The following is a 24,867-nucleotide window of genomic DNA, read 5'->3' as shown; positions in this document are numbered from 1 at the left end:
GTGCTTCCGGAGACCGCCATGGCGCGCGATACGACTGACGAAAGACCGATCGAAAGTTTCGACGAAATGGTCGGCTATTTCGTGCGCGGCAACAAACCGAAGGAGGAGTGGCGCATCGGCACGGAACACGAAAAGTTCCCGTTTTTCGTCGATGGTAATGCGCCAGTGCCCTATGAAGGGGAGCGTTCCATCAAAGCGCTGCTTGAAGGCATGCAGAAGACGCTCGGCTGGGATCCAATCATGGATGCCGGCAATATCATCGGACTGGTCGAACCTACAGGACAGGGCGCCATTTCGCTGGAACCCGGCGGCCAGTTCGAGCTTTCCGGCGCTCCGCTCGAAACGATCCACCAGACCTGCCGTGAGGGCAACGCCCATCTTTCCCAGCTACGCGAGATTGCCGAACCGCTCGGCATTCGCTTCCTCGGGCTTGGCGGCAGTCCCAAATGGACCTTTGCGGAAACGCCGCAAATGCCGAAATCGCGCTATGCGATCATGAAGAATTATATGCCTAAGGTTGGAAGCCACGGGTTGGACATGATGTTTCGGACATCTACGATCCAGGTCAATCTCGACTTCTCATCCGAAACCGACATGCGTCGAAAGATGCAGGTTTCGCTGAAGCTTCAGCCCTTGGCGACGGCTCTCTTCGCCAGCTCGCCCTTTACCGACGGACAGCCGAACGGGCTGCTTTCCTGGCGTGGCGAAATCTGGCGAGACACTGATAACCAGCGCTCCGGCTTGCTACCATTCGCATTCTCGGAAAATTTCGGCTTTGCCGATTATGCAGAATGGGCGCTCGATGTGCCTATGTATTTTGTCATACGCGACGGCCACTACATCGACATGACGCATATGACCTTCCGTCAGTTCATGGACGGTAAGGCAAAGGGCGAGTTTACTCACTGGCAACCAACCCTGGGTGACTGGACAAACCACCTCTCCACACTCTTTCCCGATGTACGCTTGAAGAAATTTCTTGAAATGCGCGGTGCAGATGGCGGGCCGTGGCGGCGTATCTGCGCGCTTCCGGCTTTCTGGGTGGGACTGCTTTATGACGAAGCCGCGCTCGATGCCGCCGAACAACTGACACGCGACTGGACCTTTGAGGAAGTACAGGCAATGCGCGACACGGTGCCTGTGAAGGCTCTGGCGACTGCATTCCGCAATACAACCATGCGTGAACTCGCTCGCGAGACCCTTGCCATTTCCCGCCTGGGTTTGAAAAACCGTAACCGTACAAATTCGGAAGGCTTCGACGAAACACACTTCCTGTCACCACTGGAAGAGGTTGTGGCGCGTGGCACAACGCTGTCGGAGGAATTGCTTACCGCCTACCACCTGCGCTGGGGCAACTCGATCGATCCGCTGTTTCTGGAACAAGCCTTCTGATTCAGTAGGTAGCCGCAAGACATTCTAAACGTTGCACGCAGAACAACCGCCGCGAGATGCCGCATTTCACTTGCGGCATCTCTTTTTTGAGAAGATGATCACACCCGGTACTGCGCTTGCCACTATCGGCTTGCAGAAACAGGGGATACTCGTCATGTTTTCTTTGTCAGATCTCATCATCAAGGCCGATGGCGGCAAGAACGTCCAGCAAATTTCCCAGCAATACGGCCTTTCCCAGGGCGAGACGCAGCAGGTGATCGAAGCGGTTCTGCCTGCCCTCAGCCAAGGCCTGGCCAGAAACGCCGCTAGCCCGCAGGGCGCCGCGAACTTTCTCGAGGCCCTTTCCGATGGGAAGCATGCAAAATATTTTGATGATCCGGCGCAAGCCCTTTCCGCGCAAGGAAAGGCCGAAGGCAACGGCATATTGGGCCATCTGTTCGGGTCAAAGGATTTGAGTCGTGCGGTTGCAGCCGAAGCCTCCAAGGCAACAGGTATCGACGCCAATATCATCAAGCAACTTCTGCCGGCGTTGGCAGCCATGGTGATGGGAGGCCTGTTCAAGCAGTCGACAGGACAAGTCCAAGGAGCTTCCGCCGGACAGGATGGCGGCATCCTCGGCCAGATCTTCGAGCAGATCTCCGCAGGACAAGGCCGTGCCGGTGGCGGTGGCGGCCTCGGCGATATTCTCGGCAGCATCCTGGGAGGCGGCAGCGCCGCCCCGTCCTCCTCACGTGGTGGCGGTGGACTTGGCGATCTGTTGGGCGGCTTGCTCCAGGGAGCCGGCGCGGGACGGGCACCTTCACAGAACGGCAGCGCTCCCCGGCCAGGGGGCGACAACGCGCTCGGTAATATCTTCGACAGCTTCCTGGGCAGCAAGGGGGGCGCGGCAACCGGCGCTGCGCAGCAACCCGAGTATCACCAACCAGACTCCCATGCGCCGAGTGGCCAGACGTCGCAGAGCGCACCCGACAATCCACTTGGCGAGATTCTCGGCAAGATGTTTCAGCCCGGAACAACGGGGACGCAAAGCAACAGCAACGTTGACACCGGCGATGTCATGAAGTCGATTTTTGATCAGTTCATGAAACGCTGACCGGGCTTCGACAAAAAAATGCCCGGTCGAAGGGACCGGGCAGGAAGGCGAGGAGCAAAGGGGAACCTTACGGAGCTACTCCTCGCAATCTGGAAACGCATGACGGAGTTCCGGCAGAGCGTATAAAACCCTTATAGTTCACATCCAAATGATTTTCATCTCTTATTGATTAGGCCAGTGGAGGCTTTTGCCTTGATCCATTCAGGCTCTTGCTTTCGACATTTTTAGCTGCACCAATCGCCTCATGAGCGAATCGTCCACTCCCACCAATACGAACGCGACCGAATTCACCGTCAGCGAAATTTCCGGTGCATTGAAACGCACCGTTGAGGATGTCTTTGGCAATGTGCGCGTACGCGGCGAGATATCGGGCTATCGCGGTCCGCATTCGTCCGGGCACGCATATTTCGCCCTGAAGGATGATCGCGCCCGCATGGAAGCTGTGATCTGGCGGGGCACGATGAGCAAACTGCGCTTTGCGCCCGAAGAAGGCATGGAGGTGGTCGCACAGGGCAAGCTCACCACCTATCCCGGATCGTCTAAGTACCAGATTGTTATCGACACGCTGGAGCCGGCTGGCGCAGGCGCACTGATGCTCTTGCTTGAGGAGCGACGCAAGAAGCTTGCGACGGAGGGGCTCTTCGAGGAGGCGCGCAAGCGTGCGCTGCCCTACCTGCCGAGAACCATCGGGGTGGTCACCTCGCCGACCGGCGCGGTGATTCGCGATATCCTGCACCGGGTGCGCGATCGTTTCCCCGTGCATGTGCTTGTCTGGCCGGTGCGCGTACAGGGCGAGACGTGCGGATCGGAGGTTTCCGCAGCCATTGCGGGCTTTAATGCAATGGCTGAAGCCAGCCGACCCGACCTTCTGATCGTGGCCCGCGGTGGCGGCAGTCTTGAAGATCTGTGGGGTTTCAATGAGGAGGCGGTCGTCCGTGCGGTTGCGGCCTCGACAATTCCAGTAATCTCGGCAGTCGGCCACGAAACGGACTGGACGTTGATCGACCATGTTGCGGACCGGCGCGCGCCAACGCCAACTGGCGCTGCCGAAATGGCCGTACCGGTGAAGGCTGAACTCGAAGCCGGACTCGCCTCGCTTAGCGCGCGCCTTTCCAATGGAACCTCCCGCCAACTCGACCGAAAACGCCAAGCAACGCGCGCCGCAGCACGCGCTCTCCCCTCGCCCGATGCATTGCTTGGCCTGGTACGACGCCGCTTCGACGAGGCATCCGGACGCTTGTCACGCGCTCTCGTTGTTTCGACCGAGCGAAAGCGCGCGCATCTCTCCGCAATTCGTCTCACGCCCGCGCGTCTCGTGCAGCGAACACAAGACGCACGGCGTAGCCTCGATCGGACGGCCGCACAGCGGGACCGCGCAATCCGTCTTAAGCTGGAACGCGACCAATCCCGACTTGAACGCGCCGCCCGTCTTCTCGCCACGCTGTCGCACAAAGCGATTCTGGCCCGCGGCTTTGCCCTGGTGACAGATGAACATGGTACTGTTCTTCGCAATGCGGAAACCGTGCAGCCAGGCCAGTCATTGACTATTACGCTAGCGCAAGGCTCGCTGGATGCAATTGCGCAAAACGGAACTGCGCCGCAGCAAAAACCGAAGAAGAAGACGTTACGCAGCCGAACCAGTACGCAGGAAGAACTGTTCTAGCTCTTCACTTTCCGCAGACCCACGGCAATATGAGCTTTCATGATCGTAGCCCTTTTTCGGGCGGGGAAGGTGGTCTTTGGCCCTGACGATCGCAATAAGAAGGACAAAACGCGATCCGGCTGAACAGCAGAAAAATCTTACGGGAAATAATACATTTATATATCCGGAATAAAGGGCCGGCAAACCGGCCCCTTATGTTCCTGTCCGACAAAAGAATTTACGGTGTCTTTGTCGGTGCCTTGCCGAGTTCATCACTAATGAACCCAAATGTTTCGCCAAGTTTATCGCCAAGTGTTGTGACGGCGCCGATAATGGCAACGCTGACGAGCGCAGCGATCAGGCCGTACTCGATTGCCGTTGCACCAGACTCATCCTTGAGAAATTTCTGTAAGAAGTTCATTTATGTAGGCCCCCACCCTTCGGGTCGTTTCGTGTTGACGGCCTGAATGTATGAGCCACAGTTTTCAAACAAGTGAATTATATTGGTGAATTATTTCTTTCACAGATATTTTTATTAGAAAGAACAGTTTCCCTTACATACAACGCGATAAGTCGGCGTTGTATATAATTACATTAAATTTTACTTATGTAAGCTTTCACTGAAATAATCGCCACTCCTTCACGAGCACGGCAAGGGCAGATGAGGATCCCGAAAAGACGATGAGTTCGCGAAGAGAAGTTCCTGGAGATGTTTCCCATCTCCCCGCAAGTCCGAGTGACATATGAACTTACTGGGAGAAGGGAATGGTACGGTTGAGTGGGGTCGAACCACCGACCTCAGGTGCCACAAACCTGCGCTCTAACCAACTGAGCTACAACCGCACATCAGGATTTGGAGCGTTTACGGCGAACCGCGTTTCATTTCAACCCCAATTTCCATCAACCGGCAAAAAATTCACGTCAATGGTCGCTTCCGAGGCAATTTCGAAAGGCGGGAAATCCCTGAGCAAGGGACGATCAAGAATCTAAAAAATAATTAAAATTGTAGCAACAGATTAACCAATGGCATCGAAAAAGATCAGTTTACCAGACGCATCCTAGACCTTTGCGCGTCATGGCATTATTTAAAAAACTGTTAACCCGCGGTGTTGCGACAAGCAGGCTCAGAGAACCATGGCATACCGGCCCCACCCGTTCATCGACATCGTTGCGCTTGATCCCATTCGAGCGCATTTCGTCGACGCGCGCGCCATGGCCGTCATTGCACCAACACTGGACGCCGTTCTGTGGACCAACGGTCCCGGAGCACACTTGTTGGGCTTCGAGGATGTGATCAGTGCGACCGGCGCTTCCCTCTCGCTTGGCTTCGTAGCAAAAAGACAAATCCAGGCCATGCATGGTTTCCCTGACGCCATAGAAGAAACGGCACTCTCTCTGCGTCTTTTTCAACATGGCGGTTCGGCGACCCAACTCATCATCTCGTCTCTTATCCTGCCGGACGGAGCGAAGGCCCTTTTGCTACGCGCACCAGCAAGCGGCATCGCACCAGAGCTCTCTGCGGCACTGGAGGGTATTTACGGCGATGGGCAGCATGCAGCGATCATCGATAGGCAAGGACATGCTCTTGCTGCCGATCCGGACTTCCCGGCGCTTGAGCTGACGCCCGAAACGCTCGCATCGGCGCTTCAGCATATTGGGCGGGACGGTGCCGTCCTCTTCAAGAGCCGCGTAGAAGCACAAAACCGCGCACTTCCCTGTGGTATCGTGCGCCTGCGTGACGATCTTCACCTGCTCATCACTGTTGACGAGACAATGCAGGAAGGGAGGCCAGCATCGCGCGCTCCCGAAGCCGAGCAATCCGCAATAGCTGTCTCCCAGATGGCGACCGAAGCAGCCGAAGGCTGGCATTTCGAGCACACCACCAATGACGCGGGCGAAATCCGGGCGGAAGAGGCGCAGGTACAATCCCGATCCCCCGAAATTTCCACACCCGCAGAGACGGTGACACAAACGGCGCGCCATACTGAAAGCTGGATCGACGAGCGTCCCATACGCTTCGTCTGGCGCACCGATGCCGAAGCACGTTTGAGCTTGGTTTCGGAGGAGTTCGTTTATGCAGTCGGCCAACGGCCCGATGATCTCCTGGGCGTGCGGTTTGCTGAACTCACGCAGCGCTTGCGGCTGGACGACAATGGCGAAATCTCCGGGCTTCTGGAAAGGCGTGACACCTGGTCGGGGCGTGTTGTGCACTGGCCCGTTGGTGACAGCGAGTGGCTCGTGCCAGTTGAACTTGCAGCACTGCCGACCTATGACCGCGATCGCAACTTCGAAGGCTTTCGTGGCTTTGGCATTGCCCGGATGAATGAAGCCTTCCGCTTTGATGAAAACATGGCGGATGCAGGCGTCGCGGCTGCCAATCGACCCGAGCAGAAACCCGCTGATGTTGCGCCCGCAGCGCCCGCCGAGACAATGCCGGAGAAGCCGACGCCCCGCGGTCATCTCAACAATACTGAACGTGCTGCCTTCCGTGAGATTGCAGAACGCCTGCGCCCGCTGGCACGGCGCCAAAACGAGGAAGCGCAAGCTTCCCTTTTCACAACGGTGAATCAACCTGGAGAAGCGTCGAAACCGGCGGAATCAGAGCCTTCCGCCAAACACACAGAGCCTTCATCCATCATCTCGCATCCGGCCGAAGGCAAGGATGATGACAGGATCATCAAGCATACCATTCCCGAAACGTCGGATCCGGCTCCACACTCGACGCCGCGATATTCGACATCGCGGTTGCTAGGCGACGAACACCTCTTCGCCGAACCGGCCACAACGCACAATATCGACGCTTCCTCCCCGGAAGAACTGGAAGATGCGTCGCGCGCGACCGCCTCGACAGAAGCAACGGAAACCGTCGTCGCAGAAGAAAGCACCGGAGCCTCCAAAGCCGATGCGCAAGCCGAGGAATTCGCACTTTACGAGCGCGAGGCGGCAAGGGAAGCCAGAACGATGGCGCCGCAGGATACGAGCCTGCTGGACACGCTGCCAGTCGCCGTTCTGGTACATGCGGGTGACCTGCTGCATTATGCCAATGAGACCTTTTTCACCGTGACCGGTTATACCGATCTTGGCGCGTTCTCCGCGGCCGGTGGCATCGAGGAGCTGTTCGGCGAGCCCTATGCTCCCGAACCGGTCGATGAAAGCAGCAATGAGACGCGGCGCACCATGCGCCTATTCGACGCAAATGGCGACGAAAGACCTGTAAAAGCCTATCTGCAATCCATCTCCTGGCAAGGGGCCAAGGCGCTGCTGCTGGCTATCGTGGAGGATGATGCAGCGATTGTGCAGGATGCGAATGCTGCCCTCGAAGCGCAGGTCACGGAGCTTTCGGAGCGGCTTGAAGAGATGCGCACCATTGTCGACACGGCGACGGATGGCGTCATCCTCATCAACAATGACGAGACGATCCGCTCGATAAGCCATCCGGCTGAAGCGCTTTTCGGCTTCGACAGCCACCAGATGGCAGGAAAGCCCTTCCCCGCCCTCTTTGCAATCGAGAGCCAGCGCCCGGCGCAGGATTATCTGCGCAGCCTTGCCAATGACGGCGTCGCGAGCCTCATGAACGATGGGCGCGAAGTAATTGGTCGCGAGGCGCAAGGGCGCTTCATTCCGCTTTTCATGACTGTCGGCAAGTTACCAAACGGCAGTGGCTTTTGTGCAGTCGTGCGCGATATCACTTCCTGGAAGCAGGCCGAAGCGGATCTCAAATCGGCCCGTCTGCGTGCAGAAGAAGCTTCGTCGCAGAAGACGGATTTCCTTGCTCGCGTCAGCCATGAGATTCGCACGCCGCTCAATGCCATCATCGGCTTTTCAGAATTGATGATGGACGAAAAACTCGGCCCCCTGCTCAACGAGCGTTACCGCGATTATTTGCGTGACATTAATCGTTCCGGAACGCATGTGCTGGACCTCGTGAACGACCTGCTCGACATCTCCAAAATCGAGGCGGGTGCGCAGGAGATGAGCTATGAGGCCGTTTCCCTGACGGAGACATTGGCCGAAACGGTGGCGCTGATGCAGCCGCAAGCCAATCGCGAGCGCGTCATTATCCGTTCAAGCTACGCCTCCAACGTTCCCGAGGTGGTGGCGGATTTGCGCTCGGTGCGGCAGATTGCGCTCAATCTGGTCTCGAACGCCATCCGCTATACCCAGCCCGGCGGACAAGTCATAATTTCAACCAGCTATGAGCCAAATGGCGAAGTGATCGTCAAGGTGCGCGACACCGGCGCAGGCATGACACAATCTGAAATTGAACATGCTCTGAAGCCCTTCAAGCAGATCAATGCGTTGAAGCGTACGCGCGGTGACGGAACGGGGCTTGGCTTGCCATTGACCAAAGCCATGGTTGAAGCCAACCGCGCCCGCTTTTCGATCAGTTCGACGCCGGGTGTCGGTACGGTCGTCGAAATTACCTTCCCACCGACCCGCGTGCTGGCCGAATAGGAAAGAAAGGCGCCCCATCGCGAGCGCCCTGGTTCTCATCAATCCTGCAATTGTGGCAAATGCCGATAAAGATCAAGCGCGCCAGGATTAGCGAGCGCCTCGCTGTTCTTGACCGCTCGCCCGTGAATGATCTCGCGCACCGCAAGTTCGGTGATCTTGCCGGATTTGGTGCGAGGTATATCCGCCACCGCAATAATCTTGGCAGGCACGTGGCGCGGGCTGGCCCCTTTTCGGATAACCTCGCGAATGCGCTTCTCCAGCGCATCATCCAGCGTCACGCCTTCCGCCAGGCGTGCGAAAAGCACCACGCGCACGTCATGGTCCCACTCCTGCCCCACGCAAAGCGCCTCCAGAACCTCCGGCATCTGCTCGACCTGATTATAAATTTCGGCCGTGCCGATGCGTACGCCACCGGGGTTTAGTGTCGCATCCGAGCGTCCATGAATGATAATGCCGTCATGGGGCGTCCGTTCGGCGAAATCCCCATGACACCAGATGTTTTCGAACCGGTCGAAATAGGCGGCATGGTACTTTTCGCTTTTCGGGTCGTTCCAGAAATAGAGCGGCATGGAGGGGAAAGGCTTCGTGCAAACGAGCTCCCCTTTTTCGCCGCGCACAGGCTTTGCATCCTGATCGAACACATCGACTGCCATGCCAAGCGCAGCACCTTGAATTTCGCCTATATGAACCGGCAGAACTGGAACGCCAGCCACCAGGCAGGCAACGAGGTCCGTTCCGCCGGACATGGAGGAGAGGTGGATATCATTCTTGATCGACTGGTAAACGTAATGGAAGGACTCCGTCGCCAGCGGCGACCCCGTGGAGGAAATGCACCGCAAATGCGAGAGATCATGCGTCTTGATCGGCTCGATACCCGCCTTGCGCGCCGCATCGAGAAATTTCGCGGATGTGCCGAAATAGGTCATCTTCTCGGCCTGTGCGAAGTCAAATTGAACGTTGCCGTCCGGATAGAAGGGCGAGCCGTCATAAAGCAGGAGCGTAATACGACGCGCCAGGGTCGAGACGATCCAGTTCCACATCATCCAGCCGCAGGTCGTGAAGTGATAGACGCGGTCGCCCGGCTTTATATCGAGGTGCAGTACATGCTCCTTGGCGTGTTGCAGGAGAACGCCGCCTGCGCAGTGAACAATACATTTCGGGATACCCGTCGTACCTGACGAGAAAAGGATGTAGAGCGGGTGATTGAAAGGCAGCCGCGTAAATTCGACAGGATGGGGCGCGAAACTTTGCAGAACGTCATCGAATGTTCGTGCAGCGGCCAGGCTTTCAGCCAAGGCGCTTCCACCGCCCAAAAAATCGGCAATCAAGACATTGCGGACCGAAGGCAAAGCCTTGCAAACAGCGCTCACCTTTTCGGAGATATCGATCCGCTTGCCGTTATACCAGTAACCATCCACGGTAACGAAAAGCGCAGGTTCGATTTGACTGAAACGATCAAGTACGCCCTTCTCACCAAAATCGGGGGAACAGGACGACCAGACTGCGCCCATCGACGTCGCCGCCAGCATCGCGACAATCGTCTCCGGCATGTTGGGCATCATGGCGGCGATGCGATCGCCGGGTTTGATACCAAGCGATTTGAACCATTGCTGCAGACGCGAAACATCGGCGCGCAACTCATCCCAACTGACGCGTCGCTCCACCTGCGCTTCGGCACGAAATACCAGCGCGTCGCCCGCGCCTTTCTCTTGCAAGAGATTTTCCGCATAGTTCAAGCGGGCGTGCGGGAAGAAAGTTGCCCCCGGCATTTTTTCGCCATCACGCAGAACGGTGTCGCCCCGCTCGCCGACAATCCCGCAATAGTCCCAGATTGCTTCCCAAAAACCTTCTATGTCATCAACCGACCATGCGTGCAGCGCAGCGTAATCGGATTTGCCGATCTTCTTCATGAAATCGGTCAAGTTTGTCTCGGCTACACGCGCGGCGGACGGGGTCCAGATGGCTTGATTCATGGTGCGATATTCCTCCCGGACAGGAGTTTAGCGTCATCGTGAGCCGCTTCAAGCCGGAAGTCGCGTGTCGAAAAGAAGACTTTGCCCTACTATGGTCGCGTTGCTCCGCCAGCGAGATGAGCTGTTTAGAAGCGAAACGCGAACTGGACCGCGGGTAACGCGTTGTTATAAGACGTATTGAAACGGGATTGCCACGGTAAAGCATGTCAACGAAATCATCGCTCCCGATCCGGAGTCCGTGGCGCGGCCTTAAATGGGGTCTTGCAGCCCTGCTTTTCATTGGCACAGCTTTTGGGCTGTTTTTCGTCGTTCTCCCCTACATAGCCTCGACGCAGATCGTACGCGACCGCATCGCACTCGAGATGAGTAGCTGGAGCGGCTACCGCGTCGAACTCGGGCAACCTGCACAGCTTAAGGTATTCCCGAATTTCAACGCCGTGCTGGGCGACGTCCGGTTTTCCGAGTGGCAGGATCTGGATCGCAAGCCGATTGTCACTGCTGAGAAGATCGAGATCACGCTGTCGCCGCTCGAAGCACTCTGGGGCGGCATCAGCTTCACGGAAATCCGTTTCATCCGCCCGGTTCTACGCCTACGGGATAATGGCGCATCCATGCCAACCCCGCCATGGCCAGGCGGCGGACGCCTTGCCAGCGCCATTCGCAACGCGCGCCTTGCAGTGAGCCGCTCACCCCAATCGCCCGACACGAGCAGCTTATCCTCCCAGGCGTTCGGCACACTGTCCTTTTCGGATGCACGGATATTGATGATGCGGCTTGGCGAGACCGATAGCGAACTCATGACAGGGCTGCAGGGCAGCCTGAGCTGGCCCGCCCTCAATCGTCAGGCACAATTGAACGCCAGCGGTATCTGGCGCGGAGAAAACGTCAAGTTCAGCGCCACCACGGCGCAACCCTTGTTGCTTTTTGCCGGTGGAAGTTCACAGATCAACCTGTCTTTTGAGGCTGCCCCTCTGAATGCAAGCTATGAGGGTCAGGCCAGCTTGGCGCAGGACGGCTTCGTCAATGGAAAGGCATCCGTCAGCGGTCCATCGATCCCTCGCATGATGGAATGGCTCAGAACCGAGTTCGACACTGTCCAGGCGCCAGGTGCCGTGAGCTTCACCGGCAATGTCAGCGGTAGTAGCAAGCAGATCGAGTTTCAGAACGCAGAACTCACCTTCAACGACAACACCGGACGCGGCGTCATTGAGATCAGCTTTCCGGAGAACGTGGTCGCCCGGGTGATCGGCACGCTTGCTTTCCAGACCATCGATATCGACGCGCTGACAGCAAACTTCTCGCCGCTGGCGGGTGGAGCGCAAGGGAAAACGGACAAAGCAAGCCCTCCTCCCCTGGAGCTGGATCTGCGTCTTTCCGCTCCCAGTGCCAAAATCCGGAACCTGCCACTGACGAACATCGCCATGACCGTGCAATCGCGCGCCGGGCTCGAGATGATCGATCTTTCGGACGCCACAGCTTTTGGGGGCACCGTGCAGGCGGGCCTTCGCATCGAAACGCTGGAAGGCGGAACACGTGCAGAACTTCGGCTCCACAGCTCAAACCTCGATGGAGCTGAACTGTCGGACGCCCTTGGCGTCAAAGGGTTGTTTCCTGACGCGAAGGGAAGTATCTCGACGACGTTGCGAGGACCCGCAACATCCTGGTCCGATCTCCTCAATGGCGCAGAGGGTAATCTGACGGCACGTTTCGGCGCAGGCACGCTCAATCTTGTCAGTCTGCCTGCCTTCGTCGAGCGAACAAGGCAGGGCGGCTTTTTCGCGCTGTCGGAGCTGCAATCGAGCGCAATCGACATTAGTCGCGCCGAGGTCACTGCAAGTCTCGCCTTTGGTCTGGCACGTGTCGAGAAGGCTGAAATTCTCGCCAAGGACTATGCCGTGCGGCTCAACGGCCTCGTGCCCTATGTCGGCGGCGGGCTGGCGCTCTCTGGCACGGCAACTCGCAATCTGCCCGAAGGTCAGGTGCCCTCAGAAAACGATGATACCGCGTTCTTCGTCGGCGGCTCGCTGCGGTCGCCATATATATCGCCTATGTATCGGCAGCCGAGCCGGGCTACCCCCGCAGAGTCAAGCCCGTCCTCAACGGGAGCAGGCGAAGCCGATCCGGCTCAATAGACACGTATTCCTACGTAGTTGCTCGCGCAGGTTCTATCTCATATTTCAAATTTCTTAATAATGAGAACCCGCGAGAATGAAACATTACGTCTTCAAAAACAATTACAAAAAATTGCAAATTAAAATCCGTCTGCAGGGCGAAGAGGATGCTCACAAAACTCTCAATTACGGCGACAGTATATCTTTTAACATTGAACGCGCCGCGACAGGAAAGCATATCGTAAAATATGGAAGAGCCGTTGTTCAGCAACTTGATCTGAATAATGGTTATTCGTCGGACGATATAAACATGCCGAATACCTCCCTCAATCGACACGATGCCATCACTTACAAGCCGAATCGTGCTGCCGGTGAAATGGTTCTGACCGATTTTGGTACAGCAAGTGCTGCAATAATCGATAGAGATGGAGTTGCAAAGAACGAGCCGGCCGTCCTGTTCCAGACACTGGCTGGTGAAACTCTGACATCCGTGCTGTCCCCCTTCGCAATAGCCCTTGATTCCCTTACGCCGTTTTATTCGACGTCGACTTTTCTCTGCGGTAAAACGGGACTGTAGCCTTCCGAACATCGGCCTCAAAGGCAGCGGCCTATGCCTGTGCAGCCTTTTTGCCGCGTCGCGCGTATATCTCCGCAATTGCCACTCATAGAGTGCCATGAAAAATTACGAGGACAACGGAGGGAGAAATGCAACCAAATTTCATTGGGTCGGGTCGCAGGCCCCTGCCCCTCGAGCACCTGGACTTTTTTAAATTCATCAACAAGACCTCCGACTCGCTCAGCATTGGAATTCATCTTCAATGCGGAGAGATCAGGAAGGTGAAGCTCGACACGGGACAGGATCTGAAGCTGCTGCTCAAGAAGGAAGGCCACAAGGTTGCCTTCGCTCTCGCGGACCTGCCCGTGACCAGGGTCGATCTCAATGATGGAGGAAGCTCGGATGATTTGATCATTTCGTCATCGCCCTGGCGAGGTGAAAATCACCTGTATTACAAAGCACGCTTCTTCAGCCTGAGCGCCAATTTGATCGACTTTGGCAAGAAGACCTATCTGCGGAACTACCAGGACCCAGATGGTGTGGACGGCAGGGCCCATAACGACATTTTTAACCAGTTCATCGACAGCGATACTATCGTTCTGGCCCTTGAAAGCAGCGTCACGGACGTGCCGCTGAGCTAAAACTCATCAAGTATTATCAAAAAGGAATATTGACGAATGACCAAAAGCGAAAAACAAGAATACCTTCAGACAGGCGAAGTCGACCACGTTTCACCGGGACGCGACGATATGCGCGCTACTGAGTTTCTAACCCGCGATCTAGACTATTTTCGCCTGGAGAACAAATATAAGGACCTGTTCTTCAAGATCAGGCTGAAAAATTCTGTCGACGAAAAAGTACTTTTGCCAAAGAACGAGTCGCTGCGGTTCGAATTTGCCACTTATAATGAGAAGCCCGTCGTCCTTCATGGAAACAAGATCGTCCAGCAACTCGATTTCAACAATGGTTGGCCATCGGACGACCTGAATATGCCCAACACGAAATTTAACAGCAGCTCGACCATCAAATATAAGAGCGGCAAGAGTCTCCCCGAGACCATCGCCGTAAACCTCCATGCCCGCAAGGACGGCTCGCAGCACGTCTCGGAGTATCTTCCCTCCGCAGTCGACCAGGACGGCATCGACGACGGCCCGGCAGCTCAAATTCTTTTCCTGTTCAACGACGACACGCTGACAGCACGGATCGTTTCAATGACGGCAGATGGCGGCCTCGGCGTCGTCTGACCTCTCAAGCCAGGCGGGGGCCAAGGCCTGGCGATATGGCCGCGCACGGACAGCGCAGGCGACGTCGTTGGAACCGGTCATTTTCCGCCCTATGCGGAGCAGGATGAATTGCTCATCGTCATGTCTGCGACCTCCGATGAATGGTCGCGAGGAAGGGCAGGAACGCATCGGCAGGCTAGCCTGCCGATGCGTCTTCCGTCAGCCTCCCATTGCCGCCAAACGCTCATCACGCGCTCGTTGCACGACCCGACGCTTGTTGACCAGGGACGCTATGATGACGCCGATTGCGATGATGCCTATCAGGATCGTGCAGATCGCGTTGATCTCGGGCGTCACGCCAAGACGTACCTGGCTGTAGATCTTGATCGGAAGTGTCGTTGCGCCCGGCCCGGTCGCAAAACTCGCGATCACCAGATCGTCGAGCGAAAGCGTGAAAGCCAGCATCCAGCCCGAAACGATAGCTGGCAGGATGATGGGCAGTGTGATCTGGAAAAAGGTTTTTACCGGCGTCGCCCCGAGATCGAGTGCTGCCTCTTCCAGCGACCTGTCGAAAGATAGAAGGCGCGACTGCACGACAACCGCGACATAGCACATGCTGAAGGTGATATGCGCCAGCGTCACCGTGAGAAAGCCCCGATCGAGGCCGATGGCGACGAAGAGCAGGAGCAATGACAACCCCGTGATAACCTCCGGCATGACGAGCGGCGCGAAAACCATGCCTGTGAAGAGGACGCGTCCCCGGAAGCGCGTGTGGCGCGTCAGCACAATTGCCGCCAATGTCCCCAGCACGGTCGCAACCGTTGCCGAGACGAAGGCAACGCGCGCCGTTACCCAGGCCGCATCCATCAGTCCGGTATTGTTGAAGGCCGCCGTATACCACTTGGTTGAAAAGCCCGACCAGACGGTGACAAGGCGCGACTCGTTGAACGAGTAGATCACCAACAACAGGATCGGCAGGTAGAGGAAGGCGAAACCCAGCGTGAGCGAAACGATATTGAAGGTAGAGAGGCGTCTATCCATGTCAGCGCCCTCCTTCCTGCGCGCGGGCCTGAACCTGCTGGAATATCATTATCGGAATCACGAGGATGAACAGCAGCACGATCGCGACGGCGGATGCCACCGGCCAATCACGATTGTTGAAGAACTCGTTCCATAGCGTCTTGCCTATCATCAGAGTCTGTGAACCGCCGAGAAGATCGGGAATGACGAACTCGCCAATTGCCGGGATGAATACCAGCAGACAGCCGGCGAAGACCCCAGGCAGAGACAGGCGAAACGTGATCTTCCAGAAAGCCGAAAGCGGCGGACAACCTAAGTCCTGCGCCGCCTCGATCAGGGAAAAGTCCATCTTTTCCAATGTCGCATAGAGCGGCAGCACCATGAATGGAAGATAGGAATAGACTATACCAATATAGACGGCCGTATTCGTGTTCATGATCTGCACAGGTTGGTCAATCACCCCCAGCCAAAGCAGAAACTGGTTCATCAGGCCTTCCGGCTTCAATATGCCGATCCAGGCATAAACGCGGATCAGGAAGCTCGTCCAGAAGGGCAAGATGATCAGCATGAGCAGGATCGGGCGGATCGATTCCGGCGCACGCGCCATCCCATAGGCCATAGGATAACCGATCAGCAGGGTCAGGACCGTCGAAACAAACGCAATGCCGACACTGGAGAGGTAGGCGTTCACGTAGAGTGGATCGTCGATCAGCCAGAGGTAGTTCTCGAAAGACAACTCCTTGAACGATTGCCAAAGCCCGGCGACCCCTTCGGCAATGTCGAATGTCGGCAGGTAAGGCGGCATCGCGATCGCCGTCATCGACATCGAGATCTTGAACACGATAAGAAAGGGAATAAGGAAGAATACCGCCAGCCACAGATAGGGCACGGCGATCACCAAGCGGTTCCTTATTGCGCTAGCGATCTTCGACATGCAGCCTCCCCCCTATCGCGTCAGCGTAACGCCGGAATCCGGCGCGAAGGATATCCAGGCGCGATCATACCACGTGAAGGGCTTGTCCACGTGGCGGGAGTCATTGACGACGCTGGTGCGGATGATCTTCCCGTCATCGAGCTTGACATTGTAAAGCGTCATGTCGCCCAGATAAGCGATATCCCAGACTTCGCCCTCAATGGCATTGAAGCTCGCGTCGAGAGGCTTTTCATGGGTGATCTGCACTTTTTCTGGTCGAACCGAAAGCCAGACGGTTTCACCTTCATTGGCCGGCGCACCATTGGTTGTGACGAGCTTGAAACCGTGGGCACTGTCGATTTCGGCGCGCGTGCCCTCCTTCGCCATTACCCTGCCCTCAATGAGATTGACGCTGCCGATGAAGTCGGCAACGAAACGACTGGCCGGCGCTTCATAAATTTCGGCAGGCGTCGCCACCTGCATGATCTGCCCCTTGTCCATGACCGCAATGCGGTCGGACATGGTCATCGCCTCCTCCTGATCATGCGTGACGACGACGAAGGTAAGGCCGAGATCCTGCTGCAAATCCATCAGCTCGAATTGGGTCTCCTCGCGCAGCTTCTTGTCAAGCGCGCCGAGCGGCTCATCGAGCAACAATACTTTTGGGCGCTTGGCTACCGAACGCGCAAGCGCGACGCGCTGTCGCTGGCCGCCGGAAAGTTGATGCGGCTTGCGCTTGGCGAACTTGCTCAGCTTCACCAGATCGAGCATCTGCTTGACGCGGGTGTCGATGTCGGCCCTGTTCATGCCGTCCTGCTTGAGGCCAAAGGCGATGTTCGCCTCCACCGTCATATGCGGGAAAAGAGCATATGACTGAAACATCATATTGACCGGGCGCATGTAGGGCGGGATACCCTTCAGGTCTTGGCCATCCAGCAGGATGCGCCCCGAGGTCGGGTGTTCGAAGCCAGCCAGCATACGCAGCAGCGTGGACTTGCCGCAGCCAGAAGCACCCAGCAGCGCGAAGAATTCCCGCTCGTAGATATTGAGTGAAAGATCATCGACAGCGGTGAAATCACCGAAGATTTTCGTTACGTTTTCGAACACGATGTAAGGACGCGCATCCGCATCCTTCCAGGGAGCAAAACTACGACGGATACTGCCCAGCGACTTCATGATTGCTCCGGAAATTCGTGAGGACAAGCCGCTTCTTCTTACGCCTTGTCCATTGGGATGTGGGCGAAATACGACTCTATTGGCCGGTAATCACCGTCGTCCAAAGGCGCGTTACCACACGCTGCGTGCGCGGGTCGAGCGGCTTGACCGTGAAGAGTTTGTCCATTGTTTCTTCCGGCGGATAGATGGCGGTGTCCTCAAGAATTTCCTTGTCCAGGAACTCCTGCGAAGCCTTGTTGCCGTTGGCATAGAAGACATAGTTCGATGCCTTGGCGATGACCTCCGGCCTCATGATATAGTTGAGGAACTCGTGTGCTTCCTCGACATTCTTGGCATCGGCGGGGATCGCCATGACGTCGAACCACATCTGTGCACCCGTCGGCGGAATCGAATAGTCGATCGAAACGCCGCGATCGGCTTCCGCAGCGCGGTCACGCGCCTGGAAGACGTCGCCCGAATAGCCCAATGCCAGGCAAATATCGCCGTTAGCAAGCGCGTTGATATATTCGGAAGAGTGGAATTTGCGGATCGAGGGACGGATGGCGACCAAGGTCTCCTCCACCTTCTTCAGATCCTCCGCGTTCGTCGTGTTTGGATCCAGGCCGAGATAGTTCAGGACCGAAGGCAGTACGTCGGTTGCAGAATCGAGAACATGGATGCCGCAATCCTTGAACTTGGCGGCGACTTCCGGCTTGAAAAGTATATCCCAGGTCGGCTTGCCATCCGGTCCCAGCGCCGCCTTCACGTCCGGGTTGGCGTCTGCGACTTCCTTTAGTTTCTCGACATTATAACCGAGGCCTGTTGTGCCCCACATATAATCGATGGCATATTCATTGCCCGGATCATAAGCGGCGACGCGCTCGGTGATCACATCCCACATGTGGGAAAGGTTAGGCAGCTTCGACTTGTCGAGCTTCTGAAAGACGCCGGCTTGTATCTGGCGCTCCAGGAAATTCGCGGTAGGCACGACGATGTCATAACCGCTGCCGCCTGCAAGCAGCTTCGTCTCAACGATCTCATTGCTGTCGAAGACGTCGTAGGTAACCTTGATGCCGGTTTCTTTCGTAAAATCTTCGATAATCGAGTTATCGATATAGTCCGACCAGTTGTAGATCTTGACTTCGCGGCTTTGCGCGAACGCGTTGCCAGTCTGCAAAGCGCCGAGTGCACAAAACATTGTCAAACCAAGCGTCCAGCGCTTCATAAGCTCTTCTCCACGTTCCCAATCGGCCTGTCGCGATGGTTCGGACCCAATGCCGAAGCGTTGGCCTGTTTTCAAGCCTATTGACGTTTCAGAAGTGCGACAAGAGCGATTTTTTTAGACAATAAGTCGATGTACAAGCTAGTTTTGCGATGCAGCGCTTTACGCCACGAAACAAAATTTCTAAGACTGTCGGAAGGGAAGCGCCGGAGGAAAGATCAACGTAGCGATACGTTCGAATATTGCTGCGCTTCCGAGTTGCAGGGGTGAGGAGATTTTCCCATGAAAATGCTTATCGGGCGTATGCTCGCATTCACGCTGGTTGCTGGCTCGGCTTTCGCCGCCCATGCCCAGACCACCGACGTCAAGATCGCCTATGCGCTGGCGCGGGATTCCCACTACGGCGTCGCCGCCGACGCATGGGAAAAGAGCGTTGGCGAAGCGACCAACGGCAAGTTCAAGTTTACACACTTCCCCTCATCCGCCCAGGGCGGGGAGCGCGAAGTGATTGAAGGTCTGCAGCTCGGCACCGGCGTTCAGGCTGCCGTCGTTTCATCAGGAACCCTGGCGAACTTTGTGCCGGAAACCGGCGTCACCGACATTCCCTTCCTGTTTCGTGATCTCGCTCATGCGCGCGCCGTGCTGGACGGCCCCATCGGACAGGGCATTCTGGAGAAATTTCCCGATAGCGGCCTGATCGCGGTCTCGTGGGGCGAACAAGGCTTCCGTCACATCACCAACAACCGCCTCCCGATCGAAAAGCCTCAGGACATGGCCGGCCTGAAAATCCGCACGATGGAGAACCCGGTGCACATCACGGCGTTTCAAACGCTGGGCGCCGCCCCGACGCCCATGTCGTGGACGGAAGTGATCAGCGGCCTTGAAGGCGGTACGATCGACGGTCAGGAAAATCCGCTTTCCGTCATTGTTTCCGCCAAGCTGTGGGAAGTTCAAAAATATCTTACGCTTTCCGGCCATGTCTATTCGCCCGCCATGTTGATTGTTTCGCCAAGCTTCTGGAACGAACTGTCCGACGACGAAAAGACCGCCTTCAAGAACGGCGCAGCTGAGGCTTTGAAGGCCATGCGCGTCTATGTCGATGACGCAGAAGTCAACGGCGCCAAGAAGGCGGAGGAATCAGGAATGCAGGTCAATACGCTGAGTGCCGAACAGAAGGCCGAGTTCCAGAAATCCATCCAGTCGGCCTACGAAAACAGCTATTACAAGACATATGGCAAAGAGCTGATCGAGCAGATCCAGAATACCAAGTAAGTCTCTCGTTATGGGGAGCGGCTTGCGACCGCCCCCATCCTCAGACCTGTCGGAAAACATCTCATGAAGCGCTTCGAAGCTATCATCATCGCCGTCAATCGCTGGGCGCTGATCCTGCTACTCGCGGCGATGGCAATCATTGTCTTTGCCAATGTATGTCTACGCTATTTCACCAACAACTCGATCATCTGGTCGGATGAAGTGGCGCGCTATCTTATGATCTGGATGGCATTCCTGGGCGCTGGTCTGGCCTTTCGACATGGCGGGCTGGTCGCGATCGACAATGTCCAGTTCGCGCTCTCGCAGCGCAATGGTCGCATTATGCGGGGTATCGTTGCCGCTATCATGTTCGCCTTCTTCTGCGGCATGATCTGGGTCGGCATCACCTATGTCCAGAGGACAATGTTTCAGATGACCCCAGCCACGCGCGTCCCCTTCGCCTATGTCTATTCGGCGATCCCCATCGGCTTCGGGCTTCTCATCCTCCATTTCCTCTTCGTCGTGAAACAATTCGTCCTTGGCGGCATGGGTTCGCTGCAGGAGGAAGAGGACGCACCGCCGCCGGTCACCGGCTGATTTTTCACTTCTTCAGCATTCAAGCGGTCGTCCCATGATCATCATCCTCTTCGCTTCCTTCTTCGTTCTGCTGGCGATCGGCGTTCCCGTCGCCTTCACGCTAGCTATATCCACCTGGGTTGCCGTCGTGCTCGGCAGCAATTATCCGCAGATCGTCGTCATCAAGGAGATGTTTTCTGGCCTTGACAGCTTTCCACTTCTGGCTGTGCCCTTCTTCATCCTTGCAGCAGAGTTGATGACTGGCGGCGCGCTGACGCATCACCTGCTTCGTCTCGCCACACAGTTCGTCGGCCATTTTCGTGGTGGCCTGGGCTATGCCAGCATTCTGTCTACCACGCTGTTTGCCGGCATCTCCGGCTCCGCCCTTGCGGCTGCCGCAGGCCCCGGAGCCATGACCATCCGCATGATGGAGAAAAGCGGCTACGAGAAGCGGTACGCCTCGGCGCTGGCCTCATCGGTTGCCGTGGTCGATCCGATAATTCCGCCCTCGATCACCATGATCATTTACGCCTTGCAGGATAGTCGTGTGTCGGTTGGCGGTCTCTTCATGGCCGGCGTCATGCCGGGACTGCTGATCGCGCTCGCCATGTGCGCAGTCAATTTCTATGTGGCACGCAAACGCGGCTACCGTTCGATGGATTTACGCCCGACTGCCAAGCAGATGGTTTCGAACACGCTCTATGCCATTCCAGCATTGATGCTTATCGTCATCGTCGTGGGCGGTATTCGCCTGGGCTGGTTCACTCCCACCGAAGCTTCCGTGATTGCCGTGTTCTATGCCCTGTTCTGTGGCCTGTGCATTTATCGCTCGCTCAAGCTCAAGGATTTGCCGGAGATCATCTTTCGAGCTGCACTCGTTACCGTCGGCATCCTACTGATCCTGGCTTCCGCGCGTGCATTCGCCTGGGTTCTCATCATCGAGGGCGTTCCACAGGCGCTCGCCGATACAATCATTTCCTGGAACCTCTCGCCAATCGCGTTCCTCCTGGCGATCAACGTGCTTCTGCTCGTTTTCGGGATGTTCATGGATCCGCTACCCGGCGTCATGATCCTCGTGCCAATCCTGGCACCGATCGCCTATGCGCTCGGCATTGATCCGATCCACTTCGCCATGGTCGTCATCGTCAACCTGACAATTGGCCTTATCACACCGCCGGTGGGAGCCTTGCTCTTCGTCGTGTCTTCCGTGGTCAAGATCAGGGTGAGCGAGATAACGCGCGAGATGCCACCTTTCCTGCTGACCTATCTGGTCATCCTGATGCTGCTAACATTCTGGCCCGCGCTCTCGACATGGCTGCCACATGTGACCGGCTTTTGACAGGAAAAGGGGATGGCGCGTCCTTGATGCTCATCCCTTTTCATTAACGCCAGTGCTTGTATAGTAGCCAGCAACTGCAATCCAACTGGTGATGAATGTCTGCCGAAAAAACGGAAGTCCGGGCTGCTGGCAACCGCCGCGCGCGTATCCCCGCCTTTGTAAAGAATGTCCGCGGCGTCAAGAACTGGAAAGAAGTCGCCGACTGGCTGGCGTGGCGCGGCATCGAAGACATAGAATGCATTACCCCCGATCAGGCAGGTGTTGCGCGCGGCAAGATGATGCCGTCGAAGAAATTCACTTCCAATACGTCGCTCGCCCTGCCCTCTGCCGTATTCATGACGACGATCAATGGCGGTTATCCGGAAAATGGCCACGGCTTCATCTACCCGGAGGATGATGGCGATCTGAAACTGGTCCCAGATCTCTCGACGCTTTCGGTGGTGCCCTGGGAAGACGACCCGACAGCGCAAGTTATCTGTGATCTCGTGCGTCGCGATGGCAGCAAGGTCGAGTTCACACCTCGCAACGTGCTTCGCCGCGTCGTCGACGCCTACAAGAAACATGGCTTCGAGCCGGTCGTCGCGCCTGAAATCGAGTTCTACCTTGTCAACAAGAATCCGGATCCCGATTACCCGCTGCAACCGCCGGTAGGACGGTCCGGACGCGCTATCGCCGGTGGCTCCGGCTATTCAATCGCCGGCATCAACGAGTTCGACGAGTTGATCGACGACATCTACCATTTCTCGGAGAGCCAGGGGCTGGAGATCGACACACTCATCCATGAAGAAGGTGCGGGCCAGCTCGAAATCAACTTGCGCCACGGCGATCCGATCAAGCTTGCAGACCAGGTCTTCCTGTTCAAGCGCACGATCCGCGAAGCGGCTATGAAGCATAACATATACGCGACTTTCATGGCCAAGCCCATCCAGGGACAGCCGGGTTCGGCCATGCACATTCACCAGTCCGTAGTCGAACGCAAGACAGGAAAGAGCATTTTTTCCAATCCGGATGGCACGGAAACGGACACCTTCCGACACTTCATCGGCGGGATGCAGCGCCACCTTCCCAATTCTATGGCGGTGTTTGCACCCTACGTGAATTCCTATCGCCGTCTGGTCAGGAATTCGTCGGTTCCGGTCAACACGCATTGGGGCTATGACAATAGGACCGTGGCGTTGCGTGTGCCTTATTCCGATCCGGCGGGACGCCGTGTCGAAAACCGAATTCCGTCCTCCGATTCCAATCCCTATCTTTCGCTCGCTGCGTCGCTTGCCTGCGGCCTTCTCGGGATCTTGAGCAAGATCGAGCCAGACGCGCCCATGGACAAGTCCGCCAATTCCGATTCCATCGACCTGCCGCGCGGGTTGCTTGAAGCCGTCGAGCTTTTTGAACAGGATGAGCCTTTGCGCAAATTGCTCGGCAATAGTTTCGTCTCGACCTATGGAGCGATCAAGCGAGCAGAATATGAAACCTTCATGGAAGTGATCAGCGCCTGGGAACGCGAATATTTGCTGCTCAACGTTTGAGCCATCAAAAAGCCATTGCGTCTTTATTGGATGAATGAAAACTATCGGCTGTGGTCGCTCTTCGCGCTCACGGCCTTTTCTTTCCGGCACATGATTTCCAAGGTTGTTCCGTGTCCCCGACCATCTATCAAAGCCCGATTTCTCCTGGACATTCCTGGTATGAGGATACTGCTGGCGAGCGTCCATCCTACCCGCGGCTGGATGGCGATTTGAACGTCGATATTGCCATCATTGGCGGCGGCTTTACCGGCCTTTCCGCTGCTGCCCATCTGGCGATGGATGGCACTCGGGTTGCGCTGATCGAAGCCCATCGATTGGGCGATGGCGCGTCGGGCCGCAATGGCGGGCAGATGGGGACCGGCCAACGCTTATGGGTTGAGGAGCTCGAACCAAAGCTCGGATTTACACGCACCAAGGCCCTGTTCGGCCTCGCGGAAGATGCGAAGGCACATATGCATGCCTTCACCCGAGCACATAATATCGAGGTGGACTACCGCCCCGGGCAGCTTTCGGTGGCGCATAAGGCGCGGCTGGTCGATGGTTACAAGCGGCACTCCGATATTATGGCCGAACGCTATAATTATCGCCATGTCAGCTTCATGGATCAGGCCGAAACCGCGGAACGGCTCGGGTCATCAGCTTATGCCGGTGGCCTTCGGGATACCGGTACAGGTCATATCCATCCACTCAAGCTGGTGATCGGCACGGCACGGGTAGCCGCACAGGCGGGCGCTAGGCTTTTCGAAGGCACGAAAGCCACCAGTATTGTCGCGGAAAACGCGAAGGTGAAAATCCGCACGGCCTCCGGCACCATCACCGCTAAGAAAGCACTGATCGCGACGAATGCACATGGCAACGGACTGGAACCGAAGAGCGCGGCGCATATCATGCCCATCGGCTCGTTCATCGGCGCAACAGTGCCGCTGGGCGACACCTCTCCGGTCATTCCAGGCGGTGAGTCTATTGACGATTCGCGTTTCGTAGTTCGCTATTTCCGCAAATCGTCAGACGGCCGCCTGCTTTTCGGCGGACGCGAAGTCTATGGCGTATCGGAGCCGGGAGATATCAAGGACGCTATCCGCCGCCAGATTGCCGAAATTTACCCGGCGCTGAAAAAGGTTGAAATGACACATGCCTGGGGCGGCTATGTCGGCATCACCATCCCGCGCATGCCCTATGTGCGGGAGGTCATGCCGAACGTGATTGCCGCGGGCGGTTATTCCGGTCACGGCGTCATGCTCGCTAATTTTGTGGGTAAACTCTATGCCGATATGGTGGGCGGCAAGCGCGAACAGCTGAAGCTGCTGGAAGAGCTGAAAATTCCGGCTTTCCCGGGTGGGCGCAGCTTTCGGGCACCCCTGCTCTTCCTTGCACTCAGCTGGTATGCGTTGAGAGATCGGTTCTAAAGAGGCGGCATGAG

General features: G+C 56.7%; 19 protein-coding genes and 1 tRNA gene. 13 read left to right on the top strand and 7 right to left on the bottom strand.

Features of this window, described 5'->3' with window-relative positions:
- Positions 1 to 18 precede the first annotated feature (18 nt).
- The 3 genes from IE151_RS06055 (at position 19) to xseA (ending at position 4,148) form a co-directional block, all read left to right on the top strand.
- Positions 19 to 1,392 carry a glutamate--cysteine ligase gene (locus IE151_RS06055; protein ID WP_189488917.1) on the top strand — a complete coding sequence of 458 codons (1,374 nt, stop codon included), beginning with the start codon at positions 19 to 21 and terminating at the stop codon, positions 1,390 to 1,392.
- 154 nt (positions 1,393 to 1,546) lie between these two features.
- The gene (locus IE151_RS06050) at positions 1,547 to 2,485 is read left to right on the top strand and encodes a DUF937 domain-containing protein (RefSeq protein ID WP_189488915.1); all 939 of its coding nucleotides are present in this window, start codon (positions 1,547 to 1,549) and stop codon (positions 2,483 to 2,485) included.
- 244 nt (positions 2,486 to 2,729) lie between these two features.
- Entirely contained in the window at positions 2,730 to 4,148 is a 1,419-nt protein-coding gene (gene xseA / locus IE151_RS06045) for an exodeoxyribonuclease VII large subunit (RefSeq protein WP_189488914.1), read from the top strand.
- A gap of 217 nt (positions 4,149 to 4,365) precedes the next feature.
- Here xseA and IE151_RS06040 read toward each other — a convergent pair whose 3' ends face one another.
- Together IE151_RS06040 and IE151_RS06035 are read right to left on the bottom strand one after the other, a co-directional pair.
- Positions 4,366 to 4,548, bottom strand: a complete 183-nt coding sequence (locus tag IE151_RS06040) for a Flp family type IVb pilin (protein ID WP_189488913.1) — start codon at positions 4,546 to 4,548, stop codon at positions 4,366 to 4,368.
- A 345-nt stretch (positions 4,549 to 4,893) separates the two neighbouring features.
- Positions 4,894 to 4,970 (bottom strand) — tRNA-His (locus IE151_RS06035).
- A gap of 291 nt (positions 4,971 to 5,261) precedes the next feature.
- Here IE151_RS06035 and IE151_RS06030 point away from each other — a divergent pair.
- A complete protein-coding gene (locus IE151_RS06030; protein ID WP_189488912.1) occupies positions 5,262 to 8,582 on the top strand; it encodes a PAS domain-containing protein in 3,321 nt (1,106 codons plus the stop codon).
- Positions 8,583 to 8,620: 38 nt separating this feature from the next.
- On the opposite strand, the gene IE151_RS06025 is transcribed toward IE151_RS06030, so the two are convergent.
- Positions 8,621 to 10,555 (bottom strand): acetoacetate--CoA ligase, encoded by a 1,935-nt coding sequence (locus tag IE151_RS06025; RefSeq protein WP_189488911.1) that lies wholly within the window; start codon positions 10,553 to 10,555, stop codon positions 8,621 to 8,623.
- A gap of 203 nt (positions 10,556 to 10,758) precedes the next feature.
- Between IE151_RS06025 and IE151_RS06020 the strand changes: the two genes are divergently transcribed.
- The 4 genes from IE151_RS06020 (at position 10,759) to IE151_RS06005 (ending at position 14,466) form a co-directional block, all read left to right on the top strand.
- Complete coding sequence (locus tag IE151_RS06020; protein ID WP_189488910.1) at positions 10,759 to 12,687, top strand: AsmA family protein; 1,929 nt, start codon at positions 10,759 to 10,761, stop codon at positions 12,685 to 12,687.
- 76 nt (positions 12,688 to 12,763) lie between these two features.
- Positions 12,764 to 13,243, top strand: coding sequence for a hypothetical protein (locus IE151_RS06015; protein WP_189488908.1), 480 nt, complete (start codon positions 12,764 to 12,766; stop codon positions 13,241 to 13,243).
- A 260-nt stretch (positions 13,244 to 13,503) separates the two neighbouring features.
- Positions 13,504 to 13,863 (top strand): hypothetical protein, encoded by a 360-nt coding sequence (locus IE151_RS06010; protein ID WP_189488906.1) that lies wholly within the window; start codon positions 13,504 to 13,506, stop codon positions 13,861 to 13,863.
- Between the two features lie 36 nt (positions 13,864 to 13,899).
- Positions 13,900 to 14,466, top strand: coding sequence for a hypothetical protein (locus IE151_RS06005; protein ID WP_189488904.1), 567 nt, complete (start codon positions 13,900 to 13,902; stop codon positions 14,464 to 14,466).
- A gap of 198 nt (positions 14,467 to 14,664) precedes the next feature.
- On the opposite strand, the gene IE151_RS06000 is transcribed toward IE151_RS06005, so the two are convergent.
- The 4 genes from IE151_RS06000 to IE151_RS05985 all read right to left on the bottom strand — a co-directional run bounded on the left by IE151_RS06000 (position 14,665) and on the right by IE151_RS05985 (position 18,731).
- Positions 14,665 to 15,486, bottom strand: coding sequence for an ABC transporter permease subunit (locus IE151_RS06000; protein WP_189488902.1), 822 nt, complete (start codon positions 15,484 to 15,486; stop codon positions 14,665 to 14,667).
- Between the two features lies 1 nt (position 15,487).
- The gene (locus tag IE151_RS05995) at positions 15,488 to 16,399 is read right to left on the bottom strand and encodes an ABC transporter permease subunit (RefSeq protein ID WP_189488900.1); all 912 of its coding nucleotides are present in this window, start codon (positions 16,397 to 16,399) and stop codon (positions 15,488 to 15,490) included.
- A gap of 12 nt (positions 16,400 to 16,411) precedes the next feature.
- A complete protein-coding gene (locus tag IE151_RS05990; RefSeq protein WP_189488898.1) occupies positions 16,412 to 17,554 on the bottom strand; it encodes an ABC transporter ATP-binding protein in 1,143 nt (380 codons plus the stop codon).
- Positions 17,555 to 17,630: 76 nt separating this feature from the next.
- The gene (locus IE151_RS05985) at positions 17,631 to 18,731 is read right to left on the bottom strand and encodes a polyamine ABC transporter substrate-binding protein (RefSeq protein ID WP_244636639.1); all 1,101 of its coding nucleotides are present in this window, start codon (positions 18,729 to 18,731) and stop codon (positions 17,631 to 17,633) included.
- Positions 18,732 to 19,037: 306 nt separating this feature from the next.
- Here IE151_RS05985 and IE151_RS05980 point away from each other — a divergent pair, with 306 nt between their 5' ends.
- The 5 genes from IE151_RS05980 (at position 19,038) to IE151_RS05960 (ending at position 24,853) form a co-directional block, all read left to right on the top strand.
- Positions 19,038 to 20,027 carry a TRAP transporter substrate-binding protein gene (locus IE151_RS05980; RefSeq protein ID WP_210310864.1) on the top strand — a complete coding sequence of 330 codons (990 nt, stop codon included), beginning with the start codon at positions 19,038 to 19,040 and terminating at the stop codon, positions 20,025 to 20,027.
- Between the two features lie 63 nt (positions 20,028 to 20,090).
- A complete protein-coding gene (locus IE151_RS05975) occupies positions 20,091 to 20,603 on the top strand; it encodes a TRAP transporter small permease (protein ID WP_189488894.1) in 513 nt (170 codons plus the stop codon).
- 34 nt (positions 20,604 to 20,637) lie between these two features.
- Positions 20,638 to 21,921 (top strand): TRAP transporter large permease, encoded by a 1,284-nt coding sequence (locus IE151_RS05970; RefSeq protein WP_189488892.1) that lies wholly within the window; start codon positions 20,638 to 20,640, stop codon positions 21,919 to 21,921.
- A 95-nt stretch (positions 21,922 to 22,016) separates the two neighbouring features.
- On the top strand, positions 22,017 to 23,447 hold the full coding sequence (locus IE151_RS05965; RefSeq protein ID WP_189488889.1) for a glutamine synthetase family protein: 1,431 nt from the start codon (positions 22,017 to 22,019) through the stop codon (positions 23,445 to 23,447).
- A 110-nt stretch (positions 23,448 to 23,557) separates the two neighbouring features.
- Positions 23,558 to 24,853: an NAD(P)/FAD-dependent oxidoreductase gene (locus IE151_RS05960; RefSeq protein WP_244636623.1), complete on the top strand. Its 1,296-nt coding sequence runs from the start codon at positions 23,558 to 23,560 to the stop codon at positions 24,851 to 24,853.
- Positions 24,854 to 24,867 lie beyond the last annotated feature (14 nt).

Source organism: Limoniibacter endophyticus, assembly GCF_014652835.1.
GTDB lineage: Bacteria > Pseudomonadota > Alphaproteobacteria > Rhizobiales > Rhizobiaceae > Limoniibacter > Limoniibacter endophyticus.
This window is presented reverse-complemented; position numbering and strand designations above follow the sequence as displayed.

Excerpts from the sequence above, each read along its gene's own strand:
- IE151_RS06055 (WP_189488917.1), top strand. The coding sequence starts at position 19 with ATGGCGCGCGATACGACTGACGAAAGACCGATCGAAAGTTTCGACGAA.
- IE151_RS06050 (WP_189488915.1), top strand. The coding sequence starts at position 1,547 with ATGTTTTCTTTGTCAGATCTCATCATCAAGGCCGATGGCGGCAAGAAC.
- IE151_RS06020 (WP_189488910.1), top strand. The coding sequence starts at position 10,759 with ATGTCAACGAAATCATCGCTCCCGATCCGGAGTCCGTGGCGCGGCCTT.
- IE151_RS05975 (WP_189488894.1), top strand. The coding sequence starts at position 20,091 with ATGAAGCGCTTCGAAGCTATCATCATCGCCGTCAATCGCTGGGCGCTG.
- IE151_RS06015 (WP_189488908.1), top strand. The coding sequence starts at position 12,764 with ATGAAACATTACGTCTTCAAAAACAATTACAAAAAATTGCAAATTAAA.
- IE151_RS05970 (WP_189488892.1), top strand. The coding sequence starts at position 20,638 with ATGATCATCATCCTCTTCGCTTCCTTCTTCGTTCTGCTGGCGATCGGC.
- IE151_RS05995 (WP_189488900.1), bottom strand. The coding sequence starts at position 16,399 with ATGTCGAAGATCGCTAGCGCAATAAGGAACCGCTTGGTGATCGCCGTG.
- IE151_RS05965 (WP_189488889.1), top strand. The coding sequence starts at position 22,017 with ATGTCTGCCGAAAAAACGGAAGTCCGGGCTGCTGGCAACCGCCGCGCG.
- IE151_RS06030 (WP_189488912.1), top strand. The coding sequence starts at position 5,262 with ATGGCATACCGGCCCCACCCGTTCATCGACATCGTTGCGCTTGATCCC.
- IE151_RS06005 (WP_189488904.1), top strand. The coding sequence starts at position 13,900 with ATGACCAAAAGCGAAAAACAAGAATACCTTCAGACAGGCGAAGTCGAC.
- IE151_RS05985 (WP_244636639.1), bottom strand. The coding sequence starts at position 18,731 with ATGTTTTGTGCACTCGGCGCTTTGCAGACTGGCAACGCGTTCGCGCAA.
- IE151_RS05990 (WP_189488898.1), bottom strand. The coding sequence starts at position 17,554 with ATGAAGTCGCTGGGCAGTATCCGTCGTAGTTTTGCTCCCTGGAAGGAT.
- IE151_RS05980 (WP_210310864.1), top strand. The coding sequence starts at position 19,038 with ATGAAAATGCTTATCGGGCGTATGCTCGCATTCACGCTGGTTGCTGGC.
- IE151_RS06000 (WP_189488902.1), bottom strand. The coding sequence starts at position 15,486 with ATGGATAGACGCCTCTCTACCTTCAATATCGTTTCGCTCACGCTGGGT.
- IE151_RS06025 (WP_189488911.1), bottom strand. The coding sequence starts at position 10,555 with ATGAATCAAGCCATCTGGACCCCGTCCGCCGCGCGTGTAGCCGAGACA.
- IE151_RS06040 (WP_189488913.1), bottom strand. The coding sequence starts at position 4,548 with ATGAACTTCTTACAGAAATTTCTCAAGGATGAGTCTGGTGCAACGGCA.
- xseA (WP_189488914.1), top strand. The coding sequence starts at position 2,730 with ATGAGCGAATCGTCCACTCCCACCAATACGAACGCGACCGAATTCACC.